An 18663-nucleotide genomic window follows, 5' to 3' on the forward strand; every position below is an offset into this window, starting at 1 on the left:
GACTCCACGAGCCCGCCGTGCCGCAACTACTGGCCGGGCTGGCCGGGGCCACGCGGTGGGACCGGCTGGCCCCGGTGGATCCCGAGCACATCCTGGGCGTGTGGCAGCGGCTGCTCGGCCAGTTGCCTGAGGGGGTTGGGGCCGTGCTGCACGAATGTCCACCGGAGCTATTCCGGGACATCCCGCAGGTGGGCTTTGACCGCGTCGGTGTGGCCGCCGGGCACCTCTTCGGCGAGCAGTCCACCTCGGAGCTCAAGGACGTCATTGGTACCAGCGTGGGGGCGGGCCAGGGCATCGGCATCTGCGTGCCGCGCCCCGCAGAGCCGCAGGGGGCCGCGGCGATCGAGGACAGTGCCGCCACGTACGCGGGTGCAGTTCAGCGCCTGTGGCAGCAATGGAGCTTCCCCGCGGAGCGACTGATCCAGCAGGTTGACCTCTGCGCGATCACCCCGGGGCTGGACGAGGTCGCTGTGAGCCCCGCAGTGGCGGCCACGTGGTCCGCGACCGCACGAATCGCCGCGCGCAACCTCGCTGCGGGCTAGGCCTCACCCAGCAGGGCAGCCTGGAACGACCGGCTCGCAGCAGCGAAGTGTTGATCCCAGCGTTCCGGGACTAGTCCTCCTCGGCGTCGCCCTCGCCCGGCCCCTCGCTCAGCAGCTTGTGGAAGCCGGCCTCGTCGAGCACCGGGATGCCCAGCTCCTCGGCCTTCGTGAGCTTCGAGCCGGCCTTGGCCCCGGCGACCAGATAATCCGTCTTCTTGGACACGCTGCCGGTTGCCTTCCCGCCGCGGGACTCGATGGCCTCCTTCGCGCTGCTGCGGTCGAAGTCCTCCAGCGTGCCCGTGACAACGATGCTCAACCCAGCCAGCAGGTCGGTTTGGATGGACCCGGCCGCGTCGGCAGAAGGCTGCTCGGTGACGTCCTGCTCCATCCGCACCCCAGCGGCCGCCCAGGCGTCGACGATCTCCTTATGCCAGGAGACCGCAAACCAGTCGCGGACGGATTCGGCGATGATGGGACCCACCCCGTCGACGGTGGACATCGTCTCCACATCGGCGGCGGCGACGTCCGGAATGGAACCGTAGTGATTGGCCAGGGCCTTCGCCGCGGTCGGTCCGACGTGTCGGATGGACAGGGCGACGATGACGCGCCACAGGTCGACCTCCTTGGCCGCCGCGAGCGTCGTCAGCAACGTCTCACCTTGCTTATTCAGCGCGCCGGACTTCGTCGTATACGCGTCCGTGCGGCGCAGATCCTCCTCCGTGAGCGAGAACAGCCCCGTCTCGTCGGGCAGCACGCCGGAATGGATGAGGTCATAGGCCGCCTTCTCGCCGAGGGCGTCGATGTCGAAGGCCCCGCGGCCGGCGATGTAGGTCAGGCGGGTGTGCAGCTGGCCGGGGCAGTAGCGGGTATTCGGGCAGCGCCAGTCCGCATCCTCTCCGCGGGCCGGGGCCAGGGGAGTGCCGCACTCCGGGCACAGGCTGCTGAAGAGAAACTCGCGCTCCGCACCACTCCGGGCGTCCTCCACCGGGCCGAGCACCTCCGGGATGACCTCCCCGGCCTTGCGGATCATGATCTCATCACCCAGGCGCACGCCCTTGCGGTGGGCCTCGGAGGGGTTATGCAGGGTCGCCATGGTCACGGTGGAGCCCGCGACGTACTTCGGTTCCATCACCGCATACGGGGTCGCCCGGCCGGTGCGCCCGATCCCTAGGCGGATGTCGTGCAGCCGGGTGCGGGCTTCCTCCGGTGGGTACTTATAGGCGATTGCCCAGCGCGGGGCGCGGCTGGTCGTGCCGAGTCGCTGCTGGGACTGTGTATCGTCCACCTTGATGACGAGCCCGTCCATCTCGTGGTCCGCATCGTGGCGGTGGTCTGCCCAGTAGGTGACCTGCTCCAGCACTTCCTTGGCGCTGTGCACCTGCTTGGTGTACGGGCTCACCGGCAGGCCCCAGGCAGCCAGCGCTTCGTAGGCCGCGTGCTGGGAGGCCGGGGTGAAGCCCTCGCGGGCGCCGATGCCGTGACAGATCAGGCGCAGCGGGCGGCGCGCGGTCTCTGCCGGGTCCTTTTGGCGCATCGCTCCGGCCGCGGCGTTGCGCGGATTCGCAAACATTTTCAGCCCCTCCGCCTGGCGCTGGGCGTTCATCTTCGCGAAGTCCTCGACGCGGATGAACACCTCGCCGCGGATCTCCACGAGCTCCGGCACTGGGAAGTCCTCGGAGGGCTGCAGGCGCGCCGGGATATCGGAGAGGGTGCGGGCATTGTGGGTGATGTCCTCGCCGGTCGTGCCGTCGCCGCGGGTGAGAGCGAGCTCCAGGACGCCGTTACGGTAGAGCAGGTTGATCGACGCGCCGTCGATCTTCAGTTCGGTGAGGTAGGCCTTGGCCGGGGTGCGCTCCAGCCAGGAGGAAAGCTGCTCGGTGTCGAAGACGTTATCGAGCGAGAGCATCGGCTCCTGGTGGTCCACGTTGCGAAACGGGCTGGACTCAGGAGGGGCCGGGGCGACCTCGGTGGTGGGGCTGGGGCCGGTTACCGCCTCGGGGTGGGTGTTTTCGAACTCCTGAAGTTGGGTGAGCAGGGCGTCGAACTCGGCGTCGGAGATCTCCGGATTGCCGTAGTAGTACACCTCGCGGTGGTGCCTGACCTGGTCCGCGAGGGACTGCCACTGCTGGCTCAGCTCTGCAAGCGCAGGATCTGCGGCTCCGGGGTTGGCGGCGGGCGAGGAATCGGAATCGTATTGAGTGCTCACGGGTTCCAAGTCTATCGAGGATCCGCTCTGGCCTGTCTGGTGCTCCGGTTAGAGTAAGGATCATGACCGCAGCGCATTTCAATCCGGCTCACATGTTGAGCTTCGACCTAGAGACCACCGGCACCAATCCACTGTCCGCCCGCATCGTGACCAGCGCCATGGTGCGCATCCGCGGCAGTCAGGTGGATGACGTCGAATTGCTCGCTGACCCGGGGGTCGAGATCCCCGAGCAGGCCAGCGCGGTGCACGGCATCACGACCGAATACGCACGAGAGCACGGTCAGCCGCACGACGAGGTCCTGGCGGAGACGATCCGGGCGATCCGGCAGGGTTGGGAGGACGGCGCGACCCTCGTGGTCTTCAATGCCCCCTATGACCTGACGGTGCTGCGCAGCCAAGACCCGAGCTTCACCGTGGACGGTCCAGTCATCGACCCGCTGCTGCTGGACCGCCACTTCGACCAGTATCGCAAGGGCAAGCGCACCCTGGGGGCGGTCTGCGAACACTACGAGGTGGCCCTCGACAATGCGCACGAGGCCACCGCTGATGCGATCGCCGCGGCCCGCGTGGCATGGAAGATCGCCCGTGAGCACCCGGAGCTGACCCAGATGAGCGCCGACGAACTCATGTTGAACCAGTCCACTTGGTACTACGAGCAGCAGTCCAGCTTGGCAGAGTACTTCCGCTCCAAGGGGCGCGACGCGAACGTGAACACCAGCTGGCCGCTGCAATAGGCCGGTTGCCTATAATTTCTAAACATGTCTTCCTCACCACAGCCCACCGCAGCCGATTACCTCAAGGAGATCGTCGCAGCACCCGTCTACCGGGCGGCGAAGCACACTCCCACCGACGCGATGCCCGTGCTGTCCAAGCGCTTGAATAACCGCGTGCTCGTCAAGCGCGAGGACCTGCAGCCGGTGCACAGTTTCAAGATTCGCGGCGCTTTCAACCGCATGGCTCAACTGAGCCCGGAGGAGCGCAATCGGGGCGTGGTCGCGGCATCCGCTGGAAACCACGCGCAGGGGGTGGCCCTGTCCGGCCGCGAGCTGGGTATCCAGACCACCATCGTAATGCCGGAGATCACCCCGCAGATCAAGGTCGCTGCAGTGCAGGGGCTGGGCGGCGGTGTGCTGCTGCACGGTGCCAACTTCGACGAGGCCAAGGCGAAGGCCATCGAGCTCTCCGAGACCGAGGGCATGGTCTTCGTCGCCCCCTTCGACGACGAGGCGGTGGTCGCCGGTCAGGGAACCATCGGCCTGGAGATTTTCCAGGACGTCCCCGAGATCGACCGTGTCTTCGTCCCCATCGGAGGCGGCGGCCTGGCTGCCGGTGTGGCGATCCTGCTCAAGCAGCTGAACCCCACAATCCAGGTCATTGGCGTGGAGCCGGAGGAGTCCGCCTGCTTCGTCGCCGCGAAGAAGGCGGGCGGGCCGGTGGACCTGGCCTACACCAGCCTGTTTGCCGAGGGCGTGGCGGTCAAGCGCATCGGGGATGAGAACTTCCGCATCCTGGACGAGTGGCTGGATGACGTCGTGACCGTCACCTCCGACGAGATCAGCGCGGCGATCAAGGACATCTTCGACGACACTCGCGCGATCGCCGAGCCTGCCGGTGCGGTGGCGCTGGCGGGCCTCAAGCGCTACTGCGCCGAACACGAGATCACCGACGAAACCCTCGTCCACGTACTCTCGGGCGCCAACGTCAACTTCCACTCGCTGCGCTATGTCTCCGAGCGCGCGGAGCTCGGCGAGGGCAGCGAGGCCCTGTTCGGCGTGACGATCCCCGAGGCCAAGGGTGCCTTCCTGGACTTCTGCACCGTGTTGGGTAGCCGCGCGGTCACCGAGTTCAGCTACCGCGTGGGGGAGACCGACGAACCAGCGAAGATCTTCGTCGGTGTGCAGCTCAAGGGTGGCCACCAGGAGCGGGAATCCATCCTCACCGACCTGGCTGCGGCTGACTATGGGGTGGTCGACCTCTCCGAGGACGAGGTGGCCAAGGAACACGTGCGGTACATGATTGGCGGCCAGCCACCACACGCCGTGACCGAGAGCGTGTTCGCTTTCGAGTTCCCGGAGCACCCGGGCGCTCTCATCCGCTTCCTCGAGGTGCTGGGAACGCGGTGGAATGTGTCGGCCTTCCACTACCGAAGCATCGGCATGGACTATGGTCGCGTGCTCGCCGCGTTCGAGAATGTGGAGGGGGACGCGGAGTTCGCCGAGCACCTGGAGAAGCTGGGTTATCACGCCACGGAGGTCAGCTCCAGCCCGGCTTATCAGTTCTTCCTGAAGGCCTAAAACACCCCAGCCCCCGACGGTCGCCCGCCCGGCCGCGGGGCGTTGTATTTCGCCGGCGAGGGATCAGTCGGCGAAGAACGCGCCCAGGATGCTGCCCAGCTGCCGCAGGTGCTCCACCTCGGAGAGCAGGAAGTCCGGGCCGCCCGGGCGACCCACGATGAGGATCAGCGAGGAACCCTCGATGGGGGTGGCGGCAAGCGAGGAGTCCATGACCGCCCAGGGCTCGGGGATCCAGTCCTCCTGCTCGGGGTTGAGAACCCGGGCCTCGAGTACGGGCGCGGAATCCAGCTCCTGGCCGTTGTCCTCAGGAGCAGCGCTCGAGGCCGCGATGCGATGGGTGCGGGGCGCGGTATCCAACACGATGGCCCAGCCCGCGGACATGGAGCGCGGCAGATCCGCCATCAGCGTCTCCAGGGCCTCAGCGCGGCGGGAGCGCAGCGCCGCGATGGAGGCCAACATCTGCACCTGGCCGCGGCGGTCGATCGAGCCGGAGAACGGGCGGATGGAGTCGACGAACACGCCCTCGACTTCCTGGGCTGCGGTGATCAAGACGTCCGGCAACGTGCCGTGGGGCAGGTCCACGACGATGTCGTCAACGACGACGATCTCGTTGTTCAGGGAGTCGTCTTCGTCGTAGCCGACGATGTCGACGCCTTGGATGTTGCCGTCGACGTTGCCGAGCGCCTGGGCGATCTTGCCAAGGGCGCCGGGCGAATCGGGTACGCGCACGCGCATCAAATAAGACATGCCTAAAGTCTAGCGATCCGTGCGAAAAACTTAAGGAGCTCTTTTCCGGCCGGGGCATGCTAGGTGAACGTGCACGGCCTTGACTAGAGTTATGGGCATGTCTGAAATTTCCCGCGAAAATGTTGCCCACTTGGCCAAGCTGGCACGCCTCGAGATCCCGGAGGATGAGCTGCAGAGCTACGCCGACCAGATCGACGACATCATCGAGCACGTCGCCGCGATCTCCAAGGTCGATACCGAGGGGGTTGAGCCGCTGAGCCACCCGACTCAGAACGTCGACGGTGCCGTCTCCGTGATGCGCGAGGACGTCGTCATGCCCGTGCTGACCGCCGAGCAGGCTCTGGATCAGGCACCGGCAGTGCAGGATCAGCGCTTCCAGGTTCCGCAGATCCTCGCCGATTAACCTGCCTTAGCTTTGTGCCTGGCTGGCACGCCGGAATAACAACACCAACTCCACGCAGCGTACCCACGCTGCCGATGATTACAGCTCAAAGGATTATTGATGACTGAAGCTCAGCGCCTGACGGTCGGGGAGCGTACGGACTCCGACTTCACGACCTGGACCGCCGCCGAACTGGCAGAGAAGATTCACTCGCGGGACATCAGCTCTGTCGAGGTGACCCAGGCTCACCTGGACCGCATTAGCGACGTTGATGGGGAGATCAACGCTTTCATTCACGTCAGCGCCGACGAGGCACTGGCTGCCGCCCACAACGTCGACGCCGCCATCGCCGCTGGTGATACGCCGACCTCGAGCCTGGCCGGTGTGCCGCTCGCGCTGAAGGATGCCTTCGTCACCACCGACGCGCCCACCACCTCCGGTTCGAAGATGCTCGAGGGGTACATGAGCCCCTACGACGCGACGCTGACCCTGCGTCTGCGCAGCGCTGGGATCCCGATCCTGGGTAAGACCAACATGGACGAGTTCGCGATGGGGTCCTCCACCGAGAACTCCGCTTATGGCGTGACCCGCAACCCGTGGGATCTGGAGCGTACCCCGGGTGGCTCCGGCGGTGGCTCCTCCGCCGCGCTGGCTGCGGGCATGGCGCCGCTGGCCATCGGCACCGACACGGGCGGCTCCATCCGCCAGCCGGCTGCACTGACCAACACCGTGGGTGTGAAGCCGACTTACGGCACCGTCTCCCGCTATGGCCTTATCGCCTGCGCCTCCTCCCTGGACCAGGGTGGCCCGGCGGCCCGTACGGTCGAGGACACCGCCCGCCTGCACCAGGTTATTGCCGGCTTCGACCAGAACGACGCCACGTCCTCCCGCCACGAGATCGCCGACGTGGTCGCAGCCGCCAAGCAGGGTGCGAACGGTGACCTAAAGGGCGTGAAGGTCGGTGTGATCAAGCAGTTCCAGCAGGCAGAGGCCCTGCAGGCGGGCGTGCGCGAGCGCTACGAGGCCAACCTGGAGCAGTTGAAGTCCCAGGGCGCGGAGCTCGTGGAGGTCGACTGCCCGAACTTCGACCACGCGCTGAATGCCTACTACCTGATCCAGTTCTCCGAGATCTCCTCCAACCTCGCCCGCTTTGACGGGATGCGTTACGGCCTGCGCGCCGGTGACGACGGCACCCGCAGCGCCGATGAGGTCATGAGCCTGAGTCGCGCGCAGGGCTTTGGTCCGGAGGTGAAGCGCCGCATCATGTTGGGCACCTACGCGCTCTCCGTTGGTTACTACGACGCCTACTACCTGCAGGCACAGCGCGTGCGTAACCTCGTCGCGCAGGACTACGCCAAGGCCTTCGAGCAGGTGGACGTCATCGCCGCGCCGACGACCCCAACCACCGCGTTCAAGCTCGGCGAACTAGTCGACGATCCGCTGCAGATGTACCTCTTCGACCTGTTCACCCTCCCGCTGAACCTCGCCGGTGTCTGCGGCATGTCCGTTCCGGGCGGACTGAGCAGCGATACCCAGCTGCCAACCGGTCTGCAGCTGATGGGCCCGGCCCATGGTGAGGAGAGCATCTACCGCGTCGGCTCCGCCTTTGAGGCAGGCCGCGAGAACTAAGGCTCCTTGAACTAGGCACACCGAGCGGCCCCGCACCCAGATTCGATTTGGGGGCGGGGCCGCTGGCGTACAGTAGACCCTATGGTTACTACGGGTGATGGCTGGGCAATTGGCGTCGATGGCTCCCGCAGGTGGGGGACCCTGGGGGCAGCCGGGCTGTTCCTGTGCGCCCCGGCCGAGGACTCCGCCGAGCCGGTCGTCCTCATGCAGCACCGTGCCTGGTGGACCAACCGCGGGGATACCTGGGCGTTGCCGGGTGGGGCGATCGACCACGGTGAATCCCCCGAGCAGGGCGCGCTGCGCGAGACTCAGGAGGAGACTGGGATCGACCCCGCGGACGTCACCGTCCTGGACACGCTGGTCACCTCTCGCGTCGAGCTGAACCACGTGCTGCGCCGCGAAGCCGTCCTCCCGGAGGAGGAACACCTGTTGGATCCTGTGCGCGCCATGATCGAGCGCGACGGCGATGTCCGCCAGGCACTGCAGGAGCAGCCCATTTACCACCCAGAACACGGGGGACGGGCGGTCTTCGGGCTCGGCGCCAAGTTCTGGTGGGAGGTGCTCGATGAGACCGTGACTGAATGGCGGTATAGCACCGTCATTGCGCGCGCTGAGCACCCGCTGGAGTTCGTCCTCACCGAGGAATCCACGGACCTGCGATGGCAGCCGCTCTCGAAGCTGGAGGAGCTCAACCTCATGCCCGAATTCCGGGCCACGCTGCCGGAGGTGCGGCAGCGGGTGGCGCAGCTCTGGGGCTAAAACAGCTCTTGGACTAAGACACAGAGCCCGCTCCACAACTATTCCCGCCGGAGGCTGGTAACTGACCCGGCCTTCCCGCCCGGCGTGGCCCGGGGAGGGGAGAGCGGACCGGGGAGGTGATTAGATGGTGCCTGTGACTGAGCACAAGTATCCGACCCTCCCGCTGAACAGCGTGGCGGCCTGGCGGGCGCTGACCGCCCTCTGCATCGGTTTCTTCATGATCCTGCTGGATCAATCGATCGTGGCCGTTGCCACCCCGGATCTGCAGGCACAGCTGGACGCCACCTATAACCAGGTCATCTGGGTGACCTCGGTGTACTTGCTCTTCTTCGCCGTCCCGCTGCTGGTCACCGGGCGGCTGGGGGACCGCTACGGGCCGAAGAACGTCTACATCGTGGGCATGGTGATCTTCACGCTGGCCTCACTGGCGTGCAGCTACTCCGCGACGATCGAGTGGCTGATGATCTCCCGGGCGGTGCAGGGGCTCGGCGCCGCACTGCTGACCCCGCAGACCATGTCGGTGATCAACCGGGTCTTTCCGCGAGAGAAGCGGGGTGCGGCCATGGGGGTGTGGGGTGCCGTGGCAGGCCTATCCACCATGATGGGGCCGATCCTGGGAGGGGTCATCACCTCCACGCTCTCGTGGCACTGGATCTTCTTGGTCAACGTTCCCATCGGCATCCTGTCCATCGGAATGGTCGCAGCCTGGGTGCCGCCCTTCGAGCCCACCGATAAGCCCATCGACGGGATCTCGATGGCCCAGTCCATGCTCGCGGTCAGCTGCCTCATTTTCGCGATTCAGCAGGGCGAGACCGTGGCCTGGGCTTGGTGGATCTGGGCCGTGATGGCTGCGGGTATCGCCATCGGCGTGCTCTTCTTCCGCCGCCAGGCCCGGCTCACGCACGGCGCGGAAGGCAAGGATCCGGTCTTGCCCACCACGCTGTTTTCCCGCCGCAGCTTCTCGATGGGAAACCTCGCGATCTTCACGATGGGCTTTGCCACCGCGAGCATGATGCTGCCGCTGATGATGTACTTGCAGCAGGTCCACGGACTCTCCGCGATGACGGCCGTGGCCTATGTGCTGCCCATGTCCGTCCTGGCGCTGCCGCTGTCGCCCTGGATCGGTTGGCTCATCGACCGGAAGGACGCCCGGCCCATCGCCGTGGCCGGTTTCGTGTTCATGATCGCCGGGATTCTCGGGTTGTTTTTCTGCCTTCGCCCGGGAGGATCGGCCGGGGCGATCATCGTGCCCATGCTGCTGATGGGGGCGGGCAACGCTGCCTTCTGGTCGCCCAACTCCGCGATGACGCTGCGGGATTTGCCGCCCCACCTGGCCGGTGCCGGATCGGGGGCATATAACACGATCCGCCAGGTCGGTGCGGTCACCGGCGTGGCCGTGGTGGGCGCCGTCCTCCAGGTGCGCTTGAGCCACTACGGCGACGGTGCGGGGGAGCAGCTTGCTTATGCCTTCGGCCAGTCCTTCCTCCCGATCGCCGCTGCGCTGCTGGTCGGGCTCGTAGCCACGGCCGTCTCGGGAAGTGCTAAGCCAGGACCTGCCCCGCGCAACTAGTGTTGCTGGCGTAAGGCTGCAACGGAAGCACACGTGCCGGTGGCACAGCTCGGGAGGAGAGCTTAAGGATATGCGTATCGCGATTTTGACCAGTGGTGGGGATTGCCCCGGCTTGAATGCAGTGATTCGTGGTGTCGTGCGCACCGCGGGTGCCGCCGGTGTCGAGGTTATTGGCTTCGAGGATGGTTACCAGGGGCTGGTGGAAAACCGCGTGGTCCCGCTCTACGACGACGCCTACATCGACCGCATCATTCGTTACGGCGGCACGATTCTCGGCACTGGTCGGCTGCACCCGGATAAGTTCAAGGCGCAGATCGACACAATCAAGGCCAACCTTGCGGAGCACGAGGTCGACGCGTTGATCCCGATCGGCGGCGACGGCACCCTGCGGGGTGCACAGTTCTTGCACGACAACGGCATCCCGGTCGTCGGCATTCCGCAGACCATCGACAACGACGTCGACGGCATGGATTACACCTTCGGCTTCGACTCCGCCGTCGCCGTGGCCACCGAGGCCATCGACCGCCTGCACACCACGGCGGAGTCCCACAAGCGCGTCATGATCGTTGAGGTCATGGGGCGCCACACCGGTTGGATCGCGCTGCATGCGGGCATGGCCGGTGGTGCCCACGACGTGCTGCTGCCGGAGTTCCCCTTCGACATCGACGAGGTCTGCGCCCGCATGGAGAAGCGCTTCGAGCAGGGCGAGCGCTACGGGATCATCTGCGTGGCAGAAGGCGCGGAACCGAAGGGCGGCAGCCTGGACGGCCAAGGCGACGGGGAAGAGGAGCTCGACGAGTTCGGGCACGTCAAGCTCCAGGGCATGGGCTACCAGGTAGCCCGAGCCGTGGAGAAGCGCCTGGGAGTGGAGGTGCGTTCCTCGGTGCTGGGGCACATGCAGCGCGGCGGGACCCCGACTGCCTTCGACCGGGTGCTGGCCACCCGCTGTGGGGTCAACGCGACCAAGGCAGTGCTGGAAGGCAAGACCGGAAAAGTGGCCGCCCTGCACGGCGAGAAAATCGACCTCATCGACTTCAAGCAGGCCGTCGGGCGGGTGAAGTCCGTGCCGGACTACCGCTACCAAAACCTCCAGGGCCTGCTGGGCTAAAAGCACCCGAGCCGATTACAGATGACCGGTGGCAAAGGTACTAAGATGGGCGCCATGACTGCGCAGTTGTATGACTATTCCGACGATGTGATGGATTTCGACGAAGTGCTGGAGCGCTTCGAACCCGTGATGGGAATGGAGGTCCACGTCGAGCTGTCCACGAACACCAAGATGTTCTCCACCTCGACCGCTGCCTTCGGCGGGGATCCGAATACCCACGTGGACCCGTGCAGCCTGGGTCTGCCGGGCGCATTGCCGGTCGTCAACAAGCAGGGCGTGGAGTGGGCCATCAAGATCGGGCTTGCGCTGAACTGCAAGATCGCGCCGTACTCCCGCTTCGCGCGCAAGAATTACTTCTACCCGGACCAGCCGAAGAACTACCAGATCAGCCAGTACGACGAGCCGATCGCCTACGACGGCTACCTGGACGTCGTCCTCGATGACGGCACCGAGTGGCGCGTCGAGATCGAACGCGCCCACATGGAGGAAGACACCGGAAAGCTGACCCACCTCGGTGGCGCCTCCGGCCGTATTCACGGTGCGACGGCCTCCTTGGTGGACTGCAACCGCGCCGGCGTGCCGCTGATTGAGATCGTCACGAAGCCAATCGAGGGCGCCGGCGAGCGGGCCCCGGAGATCGCCCGCGCCTACGTCACCGCGCTGCGCGACCTGGTCAAGGCTCTTGGCGTGTCCAACGCGCGCATGGACCAGGGCTCCATGCGCGTGGACTCGAACCTCTCCCTGCGCGAGAAGGGCAGCACGGAGTTCGGTACCCGCACCGAGACCAAGAACATCAACTCCCTGCGCTCCGTGGAGCAGGCCGTGCGCTTCGAGATGCAGCGTCACGCCGCGTGCCTTGTCAACGGCGTGGAGATCCAGCAGGAGACCCGCCACTACCAGGAGGATGGCACCACCTCGAAGGGCCGTCCGAAGGAGTCGATGGCGGACTACCGTTACTTCAACGACCCGGACCTGCCGCCGGTCCTCGCGCCGGAGGAGTGGGTCGAGGAGATCCGCGCGACCCTGCCGGAGATGCCGTGGATCCGTCGCGCCCGTATCCAGAAGGAGTGGGGCCTGCCGGATGCGGAGATGCGTGACCTCGTCAACGCTGGCGCGCTCGACCTGATTGTTGAGACCACCGAGGCTGGCGCGGATCCGGCGGATGCCCGCAGCTGGTGGGTGGCCTACCTGGCGCAGAAGGCTAACGAGCAGGGTGTGGAGCTCGAGCAGCTCGACATCACCCCAGCGCAGGTCGCCCGCATCATCGAGCTGGTTAAGGAAGGCAAGCTGACCACCAAGCTCGCCCGCCAGGCCGTGGACGGCGTGCTGGCAGGGGAGGGTGACGTCGACCAGGTGGTCAAGGATCGTGGCCTGGAGGTCGTCCGCGACGACGGAGCGATTGAGGCCGCCGTCGACGAGGCCCTGGCTGCAAACCCGGACATCGTGGAGAAGTACCGCGCGGGCAATAAGAAGGTCACCGGCGCGATCGTCGGTGCGGTGATGAAGGCGACCAAGGGCAAGGCTGACCCGGCTCAGGTCAACAAGCTGATCGCCGAGAAGCTGAACTAGCACCGCACGCGGCCACTGCTCGCGTGCGTGACGCGCGGGCGGTCGCGTAGAAGCCTCCGGGCCCCGAGAAATCGGGCTCGGAGGTTTCTTATTTTCTCTCGCTTTGAGAGGGCGCGGGAATGTAGCGTGTTGGTTATGGAAACTAAGTACCGAGGTCTGAATGTTCCCCTGACTCCGCTGCGGTTCCTAGAGCGCAGCGCCAATATCTTTCCAGAAGCCACGGCCTGCATTGACGGAGTGCGGCGCATCAGCTTCAGGCAGTTCCGAGAGGATGCGGAGGCCTTCGCTCGTGCGTTGCGGGCCCACGGCTTGGGGCTGCACGACCGGGTAGGGGTGCTCGCCCCGAATAGCTACGAGGCTCTGCTGGCGCAGTTTGCCGTGCCTCTCGCTGGGGGAGTGACCGTGCCTATCAACACCCGGCTCGCGGCTGCGGAGGTGGCCTATATCCAAGGTCACGCGGGGTTTAATATCCTCATCGGTGCAGCTGACCTGCTAGCCGGCGTGGTTGAGGAACTGCCAGAAGAACTGCGGCTGTTGGAGATCCCAGAGTTGGACGGCACCCAGCCCGGGAAGTTCCCCTCTTTCGCGGATTTCATCGCGCCCCACAGGGAGGGCGAGGACCTGAGTTATCGGGTGGCCGACGATAATGAGCCCATTGCGATCAACTACACCTCGGGCACGACCGGAAAGCCGAAGGGTGCCGTGTACACACACCGCGGGGCCTACCTCAACGCCATCGGTGAGGTTAACGCGCAAAAATTCGCCAGCGACAGCGTGTATCTGTGGACGCTGCCCATGTTTCACTGCTCAGGCTGGTGTACCGGCTGGGCGACGATGGCAGTTTCGGCAACCCAGGTGGCGCTCCGGGCGGTGCGAGGGCCAGAGATGTGGCGCTTGATCGCAGAAGAGGGGATCACTCACATGTGTGGCGCTCCCGCGGTACTCACCACGTTGGTCGATGATGAGAACAAGCGGCGCGTGAAGAACCTCAGGATCGTGACCGCGGGAGCCCCGCCGAGCCCCACCATCATCACTCGGTGTGAGAATCTCGGCATCGAAGTCACGCACGTTTATGGGCTGACGGAATCCTATGGGCCGTTCACCGTCTGTGAGCCACAGCGCGAGTGGTCGGATATGACTGTCCGGCGTCGCGCGGTGCTCAAGGCCCGGCAGGGCGTTGCAATGATCACCAACGAAGAGGTACTGGTCATCGAGCAAACCGCTGAAGATGATGATTCGATTGTCGAGGTGCCTAGTGACGGTACGACGATGGGCGAAATCGTCATGACTGGCAATGGGGTGATGGCGGGATACTTCGAGAATGAGGAAGCCACCCGCATCGCCTTCCGAGGTGGGTATTTCCACACCGGCGATCTCGGTGTCAAGCATCCCGATGGCTATATCCAGCTGCTGGATCGGGCCAAGGATGTGGTGGTTAGTGGCGGTGAGAACATTTCCACCATCGAGGTGGAGCAGGGCATCGTCAGTTACCCGGACGTCTCCGATTGTGCGGTCATTGGAGTGCCGGACGAGAAATGGGGCGAGAGGCCGCGTGCGTACGTGGTGCTGCGGTCGGAGGCTCGAGGGGATGATCCGGAGGCGATTTCTGAGGCGATCATCGCCCACTGCCGGGTGAATATGGCGGGCTATAAGGTTCCCAAGGATATCGTCATTCTCGACGAGCTGCCCCGGACCTCTACCGGCAAGGTGCGCAAGAGGGAACTGCGTGACGAGGCGTGGCAAGGGCAGGAGGCCAAAATCCACTAACTGCTGCTCGGGGTCCTAAGGTGAGCGTAGGGTCGGCGACCTGTGCAAATATTGAAAATGGCTACCAGTTACGGTAGGTTCGCGGTGTGCAGAAACGTCGTCTTAGCTCGCCGGCGGTAGCAATCGCCATCGCGGCGGTTCTGGCGGCAGTCCTCTTTATCGCAGCGCTCGCCATCGGGCCGGTCACCATCGCGTTGCCGGATGTGCTGGCCAGCGTCTGGGCACAGATCACTGGGCGCGGAGAGATCGCCCGGCAGGATCCGGCGCTGGGGAGCGCTTATAACGTCGTGGCGACCATCCGCCTGCCTCGCGCAATCATCGCCGCTCTCGTGGGCGCGGCCCTGGCCGTGGCCGGAACCGTGATGCAGGCGATCTTCCGCAACCCGCTGGCAGACCCGGGCATCATCGGTGTGTCCGCCGGGGCGGCGAGTGCCGCGGTGCTGGCCATCGTCACCGGATTCAGCGCGGTGGCCGCCTGGGCGCTGCCGGCCTCGGCTTTCCTCGGCGCGCTGGGGGCGGTGGCCATCGTGCAGCTGGCCGCGGCGATGCGCGGGGGAGGGCCGGCCACCCTCGTGCTCGTCGGTATTGCGCTCAGCGCGTTTTTGGGTGCGGTCACCGCGGCTGCGATCGCCAACGCCCCCTCGGACTCGGATATCCGCGGCGTGGCGTTCTGGCTCAACGGCGATCTTGTCGCCCGCACCTGGGAGCACGTCGCCATCGCGAGCCTGCCCATTGTGCTCGGCATTGTGCTTCTGTTGTTCTTTAGCCGGGACCTCAACATCCTGCTGATGGGAGACCAGGCTGCCCGTACCACGGGAGTGAATGTGCGCCGGGTTCGCGTTGTCACACTCACGGTTGCTGCATTGATCACCGCGTCGGCGGTGGCGGTCTCCGGTGTGATCGGCTTCGTGGGGCTCGTGGTGCCGCACCTCATCCGCCTGATCATCGGCCCGAATCACAAGTCCTTGCTGCCCACCGCTGCGCTGGCCGGTGCGGCCTTTCTGCTGGCAGCAGACACGATCGCCCGCATGCTCTTCGCCCCAGTCACGCTGCAGACCGGAACGGTCGTGGCCTTCATCGGTTCGCCGATCTTCCTCTGGCTGCTGCTGCGTGGCCGTCGTCCGGCGGGGTGGTCGGCATGATCGACGCCCGCATCACCGTCCCCGGCATTCTTTCCGACGTCGCCTTCTCGGCCGAACAGGGCCAGGTCACCGGAATCATCGGCCCCAACGGGGCCGGCAAGTCGACGCTGCTGCGCGGGGTCTGGCTGGATGCTGGAATCTCCGACCGGCAGCGTGCCCGGCAGATGGCGGTCGTTCCCCAGGACACGACGATGAGCTTCGACTTCTCCGTCGCCGAGGTCGTCCAGTTCGGACGCCACCCCCACGTGTCCCGGTTCCAACAGTTCACGGATTCCGACCGCCAGATCGTGGAAGACTCGCTGGCGAGGGTGGGGATCGAGCACCTGAGGGAGAAATCGGTTAACCAGATTTCTGGTGGCGAGCGCCAGCTCGTTCATGTCGCACGCGCGATCGCGCAGGACACCCCGGTTCTGCTGTGCGACGAGCCCACCAGCGCGCTCGACCTTAAACACCAGGTGCGGGTGCTCAACCTCCTGAGGGAACAGGCACAGGACGAAAAGACCGTGGTGGTCGTCCTACACGATCTGACTCTGGCGGCGCGGTACTGCGACCGGCTCGTCCTCATGGCGGAGCGGAACGTGGCTGCCACGGGGCCGCCTGAGTCGGTGCTTTCCCCGGAGCTGGTATCCGATGTCTACGGCGTCCCGGTGGACATTAGGCCGGACCCGGTGACGGAGAGCCTGCGAGTCACCCCGCTGTGACACCCCGGTGTGACACCGCGTGGCGGCGGGTTGGCCGCTGCTTCCGGATGCGCCGTAAAACCCGAATCCCACGGTGGCGGAGCGCTGAAACGCTACGCCCCGAGACCCAAGACAAAAGACTTTAAGGATGAGAATGACTACTGCCCGTAAGCGCTGGCGCCACGCGCTCGTCGCGCTGACCCTCCCGCTGTTCACTTTCGCCGCGGCCTGCTCCCCGGCCGAGGACGACGGCGCTGCGCAAGCTACGCAGAGTGCGGAGGAAAGCCGCAGCGCGGAGTCCACCGAGTCCGGAGAGGCGGTAACCAAGCCGCAGCGCATCGCCTCCTTGTCCTCCGATGCGACCAGCGTGCTCGCGGAGCTCGTCGATCACGAGCGCATCGTGGCATCCCCGGCGACCCCTGGCAGCAAGCCGGTTGGCGAGACCGCGCTTCCCGATGGGGTGCACGCCGACCCGGAGCAGGTGCTGGCGCTCAACCCGGATCTGGTCGTGCTTACCGAGCGGCACGGCTCCGAGGGCTCCGCCGCGGATTTGCTCGACAATAGCGGGGTGAAGATTCACACCTTCAAGGACTCCGACTGGAGCTCCATCGACAGCCTCATGAAGAGCATGACCACCCTCGGCGAGCTGACCGGCGAGCAGGACAAGGCCCAGGAGCTGAGCGCGAAGATCGGCGAGCGACGCGATGAGATCGTGGGGTCGCTGGACAAGGAAGCCAAGCCCCGCGTCCTGCTGCTCATGGCTCGCGGCGGCAAGAAGATGATCATGGCGCCGTCCACGATGGCCAGCGGCCTGGTGAAGGAGGCCGGTGGCGAGCTGATCTCCGAGGCTGAGGGCATGCGGGGTGCGGCACCGGCAGACCCGGAGCGCATCGCCGCGCTTGCTCCGGACGTCATCCTCGTCGAAGACTTCCGCGGGCAGGGCAAGGAGGCCTTCGCGGATCTTCTGGACCAGCCGGCGATCGCCGAGCTGGGCGCACGGGTGGAGCTGATTTCCCCGGCAACCACCGGTGCCTCCGCGGGTTCGAAGATCACCGAGGGGCTGGAGGACGTCGCCGAGAAGATCGGCACCAAGCGTTAGTGCCGAAGCGTAACTAACGAACCGCCGGGTTAGGTGAAGGCCCCGGCCTCGTCGCCGTCTAGCAGGTCCTCCCCTTGGGGAGCGCCCGGGGCGGTGCCCTCGCCGAACGGGCTGCCCGGGAGCTCCTCGCGGCCGTGCTCGGTGTAGAAGATCTCCGGGTTTGGGCCGACCGGGACCACTCCGGTGGGGTTGATGTCCGTGTGTACCAGGAAGTAGTGGTCCTTGATCTGCTGGAAGTTCGTGCTGTCGCCGAAGCCCGGTGTCTGGAAGAGATCCCGCAGGTAGCCCCACAGGTTCGGCATCTCCGAGATCTTGTTTCGATTGCACTTGAAGTGGTTGTGATACACCATGTCAAAGCGAATCAGGGTGGGGTAGAGGTAGACATCCGCCAGCGTGATGTGATCGCCGACCAGGTAGCGGCGGCTGCTCAGTCGTTCCTCCAGCCAGTCGAGGGTGCTGAAGAGTTCGTTGAAAGCCTTCTCGTAGGCCTCCTGCGAACCGGTGAACCCTGCGCGGTAGACGCCGTTGTTGACGGTGCGGAAGACGCGCTCGTTGATCTCGTCGATCTCCGCGCGCAATGCCTCCGGGTAGAGGTCCGGGGCTCCGGGGCGCTGATAATCGGTCCACTGGGTGGCGAGGTCCTCGACGATGCTGAAGAAGTCGTTGCTGACCACGGACTTCGACGCGACGTCCACCATCGCCGGCACGGTGATCCCGCGAGGGTAGTCCCGGTAGCGGTTGAAGTAAGCGTCGCGGAGCTTGCCGATCTTCAGCACGGGGTCGACGGAGTCCTCGTTGAGGTCGAAAGTCCAGGACTTCCAGTCGTGGGTGGGGCCGGTCAGTCCCAGGGAGATCACGTCCTCCAGCCCCATCAAGCGCCGGGTGATCACCGCGCGGTGTGCCCACGGGCAGGCGCGTGCTGCGATCAGTCGGTAGGCATTGGGCTTCACCGGCCAGGCCCGCCCTTTGCCGGAGGCGGTGGTGCTGGTGTCGAAATTTTCGACGACCTTGACGATGCGGTCGTCGATGTAGTTCATGTCGCGGTCGAATTCGCCACCCGATTCAACGTAAGCCATATCCCTCACTGTCCTCTATTTTTGCGTGCTCTGTTGGAGGCCTGAGCCGGTAGGCCCTCCTCCATTATTGATGATATGTCACCAAAAGTCGGT

At 65.5% G+C, this 18663-nt stretch carries 15 protein-coding genes and 1 pseudogene; 13 read left to right on the forward strand and 3 right to left on the reverse strand.

The window, feature by feature from the left end:
* Positions 1 to 542 (forward strand): annotated as a pseudogene (locus HMPREF3088_RS10745) (hypothetical protein); the annotation flags it as partial.
* Positions 543 to 612: 70 nt separating this feature from the next.
* On the opposite strand, the gene ligA reads toward HMPREF3088_RS10745, so the two are convergent.
* Positions 613 to 2748, reverse strand: coding sequence for an NAD-dependent DNA ligase LigA (gene ligA, locus HMPREF3088_RS08260; RefSeq protein ID WP_070759310.1), 2136 nt, complete (start codon positions 2746 to 2748; stop codon positions 613 to 615).
* Between the two features lie 62 nt (positions 2749 to 2810).
* On the opposite strand from ligA, the gene HMPREF3088_RS08265 reads away from it, so the two are divergent.
* Complete coding sequence (locus HMPREF3088_RS08265) at positions 2811 to 3482, forward strand: 3'-5' exonuclease (protein ID WP_246818125.1); 672 nt, start codon at positions 2811 to 2813, stop codon at positions 3480 to 3482.
* 24 nt (positions 3483 to 3506) lie between these two features.
* On the forward strand, positions 3507 to 5042 hold the full coding sequence (gene ilvA / locus HMPREF3088_RS08270) for a threonine ammonia-lyase, biosynthetic (RefSeq protein ID WP_070759314.1): 1536 nt from the start codon (positions 3507 to 3509) through the stop codon (positions 5040 to 5042).
* Between the two features lie 63 nt (positions 5043 to 5105).
* Here the strand turns inward: ilvA and HMPREF3088_RS08275 are convergent, their stop codons facing one another.
* Entirely contained in the window at positions 5106 to 5789 is a 684-nt protein-coding gene (locus tag HMPREF3088_RS08275) for an ACT domain-containing protein (protein WP_070759316.1), read from the reverse strand.
* A gap of 97 nt (positions 5790 to 5886) precedes the next feature.
* Here HMPREF3088_RS08275 and gatC point away from each other — a divergent pair, with 97 nt between their 5' ends.
* The 10 genes from gatC to HMPREF3088_RS08325 all read left to right on the forward strand — a co-directional run bounded on the left by gatC (position 5887) and on the right by HMPREF3088_RS08325 (position 17494).
* The gene (gatC, locus tag HMPREF3088_RS08280) at positions 5887 to 6192 is read left to right on the forward strand and encodes an Asp-tRNA(Asn)/Glu-tRNA(Gln) amidotransferase subunit GatC (protein WP_070759377.1); all 306 of its coding nucleotides are present in this window, start codon (positions 5887 to 5889) and stop codon (positions 6190 to 6192) included.
* Positions 6193 to 6291: 99 nt separating this feature from the next.
* Entirely contained in the window at positions 6292 to 7800 is a 1509-nt protein-coding gene (gene gatA, locus HMPREF3088_RS08285; protein ID WP_070759318.1) for an Asp-tRNA(Asn)/Glu-tRNA(Gln) amidotransferase subunit GatA, read from the forward strand.
* Between the two features lie 81 nt (positions 7801 to 7881).
* Positions 7882 to 8559 carry an NUDIX domain-containing protein gene (locus HMPREF3088_RS08290; protein WP_070759320.1) on the forward strand — a complete coding sequence of 226 codons (678 nt, stop codon included), beginning with the start codon at positions 7882 to 7884 and terminating at the stop codon, positions 8557 to 8559.
* Positions 8560 to 8683: 124 nt separating this feature from the next.
* Positions 8684 to 10129 (forward strand): MFS transporter, encoded by a 1446-nt coding sequence (locus HMPREF3088_RS08295; protein ID WP_070759322.1) that lies wholly within the window; start codon positions 8684 to 8686, stop codon positions 10127 to 10129.
* 70 nt (positions 10130 to 10199) lie between these two features.
* Positions 10200 to 11237: a 6-phosphofructokinase gene (locus tag HMPREF3088_RS08300; RefSeq protein ID WP_070759324.1), complete on the forward strand. Its 1038-nt coding sequence runs from the start codon at positions 10200 to 10202 to the stop codon at positions 11235 to 11237.
* 54 nt (positions 11238 to 11291) lie between these two features.
* Positions 11292 to 12806 carry an Asp-tRNA(Asn)/Glu-tRNA(Gln) amidotransferase subunit GatB gene (gene gatB, locus HMPREF3088_RS08305; protein WP_173362309.1) on the forward strand — a complete coding sequence of 505 codons (1515 nt, stop codon included), beginning with the start codon at positions 11292 to 11294 and terminating at the stop codon, positions 12804 to 12806.
* A gap of 135 nt (positions 12807 to 12941) precedes the next feature.
* Entirely contained in the window at positions 12942 to 14573 is a 1632-nt protein-coding gene (locus HMPREF3088_RS08310; RefSeq protein ID WP_070759325.1) for an AMP-binding protein, read from the forward strand.
* 86 nt (positions 14574 to 14659) lie between these two features.
* Complete coding sequence (locus tag HMPREF3088_RS08315; protein WP_070759327.1) at positions 14660 to 15715, forward strand: FecCD family ABC transporter permease; 1056 nt, start codon at positions 14660 to 14662, stop codon at positions 15713 to 15715.
* Positions 15712 to 16416 (forward strand): ABC transporter ATP-binding protein, encoded by a 705-nt coding sequence (locus tag HMPREF3088_RS08320; RefSeq protein WP_070759379.1) that lies wholly within the window; start codon positions 15712 to 15714, stop codon positions 16414 to 16416. The genes HMPREF3088_RS08315 and HMPREF3088_RS08320 overlap by 4 nt, the downstream gene beginning before the upstream one ends.
* Before the next feature lie 133 nt (positions 16417 to 16549).
* A complete protein-coding gene (locus tag HMPREF3088_RS08325) occupies positions 16550 to 17494 on the forward strand; it encodes an ABC transporter substrate-binding protein (protein WP_246818126.1) in 945 nt (314 codons plus the stop codon).
* A 29-nt stretch (positions 17495 to 17523) separates the two neighbouring features.
* On the opposite strand, the gene HMPREF3088_RS08330 is transcribed toward HMPREF3088_RS08325, so the two are convergent.
* On the reverse strand, positions 17524 to 18570 hold the full coding sequence (locus HMPREF3088_RS08330; protein ID WP_070759329.1) for a glutathione S-transferase family protein: 1047 nt from the start codon (positions 18568 to 18570) through the stop codon (positions 17524 to 17526).
* Positions 18571 to 18663 lie beyond the last annotated feature (93 nt).

The sequence above is a fragment of the Corynebacterium sp. HMSC22B11 genome (genome assembly GCF_001815965.1).
In the GTDB taxonomy this organism is placed as follows: domain Bacteria; phylum Actinomycetota; class Actinomycetes; order Mycobacteriales; family Mycobacteriaceae; genus Corynebacterium.